General features: G+C 66.9%; 3 protein-coding genes and 1 pseudogene. 2 read left to right on the plus strand and 2 right to left on the minus strand.

The window, feature by feature from the left end; translation table 11 throughout:
- Together RHBS_RS26245 and RHBS_RS26250 are read left to right on the plus strand one after the other, a co-directional pair.
- Positions 1-307, plus strand: a 307-nt coding sequence (locus tag RHBS_RS26245) for an AIR carboxylase family protein (protein WP_187298643.1), incomplete at its 5' end; no start/stop codon positions are given.
- A gap of 59 nt (positions 308-366) precedes the next feature.
- Entirely contained in the window at positions 367-693 is a 327-nt protein-coding gene (locus tag RHBS_RS26250; protein ID WP_121870300.1) for a hypothetical protein, read from the plus strand.
- On the opposite strand, the pseudogene RHBS_RS26255 reads toward RHBS_RS26250, so the two are convergent.
- Positions 681-1,405, minus strand: a pseudogene (locus tag RHBS_RS26255) (TIGR03089 family protein). The gene RHBS_RS26250 and the pseudogene RHBS_RS26255 sit on opposite strands and share 13 nt — an antisense overlap.
- A gap of 57 nt (positions 1,406-1,462) precedes the next feature.
- Positions 1,463-2,887, minus strand: a complete 1,425-nt coding sequence (locus tag RHBS_RS26260; RefSeq protein ID WP_128646836.1) for an LCP family protein — start codon at positions 2,885-2,887, stop codon at positions 1,463-1,465.
- Between the last annotated feature and the right edge of the window lie 43 nt (positions 2,888-2,930).

Genomic DNA, 2,930 nt, shown 5'->3' on the forward strand with positions numbered 1-2,930 from the left:
TGCGGGGGGAGCGGCCCACCTGCCCGGCATGGTCGCGTCGGCGACGCCGCTGCCGGTCATCGGCGTTCCGGTGCCCCTGAAGTACCTCGACGGTATGGACTCACTGCTCTCGATCGTCCAGATGCCTGCCGGTGTTCCCGTGGCCACGGTCTCCATCGGTGGTGCACGCAACGCCGGGCTGCTCGCGGTCCGGATTCTCGGTGCGTCCGATCCGGCTCTGCAAGAACGGATGTCTGCGTTCCAGGCCTCACTCGAGGCGATGGTGCTGGAGAAGGACAAAGCGCTGCGCACCACTCTGCTCGGGTGAGCGCAGCCGTGTCTCGGAGCGAGCAGATCAGACGCGCGGGTCGCGGTAGTCGGCAGTCCATGTTCGTGACGCGGTCGGCGTTGCTCTATGCCCGGCTCTGGCGCGGCACGGCGCGCTTCGACGACGAGTTCTCCCTGTTCGTGTGCACCGGGCTGCGCGGTGGGTTCGGCCGCGGCGGAACGACATTCGGCGGTGCCTATCTGACGAAGGGCAACACCGCCCGTCGGGTACTGCGGCACGAGGCCGTCCATGCGGACCAATGGGCGAACTTCGGGCTCACCTTCCCGTTCCGCTACCTCGCCGAAGAAGCGCGACATCGGGGCCCGGCGAACAAGTACGAGATAGAGGCCGGACTCGCCGACGGTGGCTACCGTCAGCCCGGCTGAGCAGTATTGGCGGTGACCTTCTCGGTCTCGGCGCGCCGCTGCGACTTCGCCTCGTCCGCATTGGCCACCTGAACCAGTGACGCACCCACGACGAGAACCGAGAGCAGACCGTCGACCAGCTCGTCGGCCGTCGTCCAGGACGCGCTGGACATGACTCGGTCCGAGGCCGTCCACGACCGCGCGACGGCTCGCTCACGAGCGGCAGCGAGTACCTCGTCCACCGAACGCCCGTCCAGCGCCGCGCCTCCGCTCCCGGAACCCGCGACCCTGAACTGATCGCCGTGCACCCGCACCGACGTTGCGTAATCGGTCATACCGATCGGCAGATCGGGGACTGCCTTGCCGAATGCGTCGAGCGAGAACGCCAGCACCTCGTCTGCGTCGGGCGACTCGTCGAGCCGATCACCCGACACCATCGCCACGTCCGCGGAGTCGTCGGCCCCGACGACCACCTCCCGCCTGCCCACCAGATTCCCAGCAGCGCCGCAGCCGTCTGCCAATGCGCGGGCAGCAGCACACTCACCCTGCCACCGACCTCGAAGCCGAACTCGTCGCGCAACAGATTGGCGGTCTTGGCCGCCCAGTTCGCGAGGGTCACCGCCGACACCTCGACCCGCTCACCGGTCGCATCGTCGTAGAACGTCACGCGCGGACCGGCCGGATCGGCGGCGAGAATCGGGTCGAGCAGGGTCTGAGTCAGATTCGAAGCCACCCCACGACCCTAGATGACGCTCGCCGACACCGATTCACACGCTGTGAGCGGTACCGATCAGTTGACGCACATCGGACCGGTTGAACCGGCGTCGATCGGAGCGGCCGGTGCCTCGGGAACCGCCGTACCCGATTCGGGAGCAATGGTTTCCGCAGTCGCGGCCTGACCCGAGCCGGGCCCCGCGTAGTCGTTCGCGAGTACCACGCGCACGGTGTCCGCCGACAGCGTGTCGTCGGCGGTGATCTGTAGTCCGCCGAGCGCTGTCGAGACGGCGCGCGCGGCATCGCTGTCCACATCGGCAGCCTGGATGCGGCTTGCCGAGATCGACGTGCCCTCGTAGTTGCCGATGGTGCCGTCGACATATCCCAATGCGGTCAGCGAACCGGCGACACCGTTGGCGAGTCCGTCGATCCCGCTGTCGTTCGCGACATCCACCGTCACCGTCGACGGATCGACAACCGGTGCGTCCGAATCCTCGGCGTTGGTCTCTGCCGAATTGCCGTCGCCGAGCAGTCCTTCGACGTACTTCTTCACCGCAGCCGGATCGACCTGCACGATCGATTCGCCGAACTCGGTCGTCGCATTGATGTCGACTGCCGGGATCGTCTCGAACTTGACCTTGCCGCCGGCGAGATCCTGCAGGCGAGTGGCGAACTGCAGAATGTCCCAATCGGAATCGAGCGTCACCGATCGCTGCACCGCAGTGCTGAGTTGGCCCAGTTTTCCGGGGTTGCTCAGCGTCTGGGCACTGAGCACACTTCGCACGAGCGAGGCCATGAACACCTGCTGGCGCACGATGCGGTCCAGATCTCCGCGGGGAAGATCGTGCCGCTGACGGACGAAACTCAGAGCCTGCGAACCGGCGAGCTTCTGCACGCCCGCCGGGAAGTTCGCACCCGACAGTGGTTCCTGCACAGGGTTGTTCAGGCACACCTCGACACCGCCGACGGCATCGGTCAGCAGCACGAAACCGAGCAGCCCCACCTCGGCATAGTGATCGACGGTGATACCGGTGAGGTTGGCGACGGAGTCGATCAGGGCCTCGCGCCCGGCTTCGGTGGCCTGGGATTCGGCATCGGCGTCGGTGACACCCTGCTCCACCAATTCGAGCCGCTTGTTCTCCTTGGTCGCGCCGTACGCAGCGTTGATCTTCGACATTCCGATGCCGGGTACCTCGACGTACGAGTCTCGCGGGATGGAAATCGCGGTGGCCGACGAACCGTCGTTCGGGACGCGGATCAGCACGATCGTGTCGGTGTTGGACGCCACCTCTTCGCCGGCATTGAGGGACGCCAGTTCCGCGGGGGACAACGCGTTGCCGTGGGCATCGGTACGACTGTCGGTGCCGACCATCAGAATGTCGACGGCACCGTCGGCGGCTCCGCCGAGACCGAGACCACCCGCGGTGGCGATGTTGGAGCGCAGGCTGTCGACACTGCGCCATGCGAAACCGGTCACCAGCAGGACGAGGATCGAGAGCACGGCGACCGCGACGTGGGTCGCGGGCCACCGGGTGACCGGCCGG

The organism is Rhodococcus sp. BS-15 (genome assembly GCF_000813105.1).
In the GTDB taxonomy this organism is placed as follows: domain Bacteria; phylum Actinomycetota; class Actinomycetes; order Mycobacteriales; family Mycobacteriaceae; genus Rhodococcoides.

What these genes read in the sequence shown, in the direction of transcription:
- RHBS_RS26250 (WP_121870300.1), top strand. Translation starts at nt 367, where the DNA reads ATGTTCGTGACGCGGTCGGCGTTGCTCTATGCCCGGCTCTGGCGCGGC.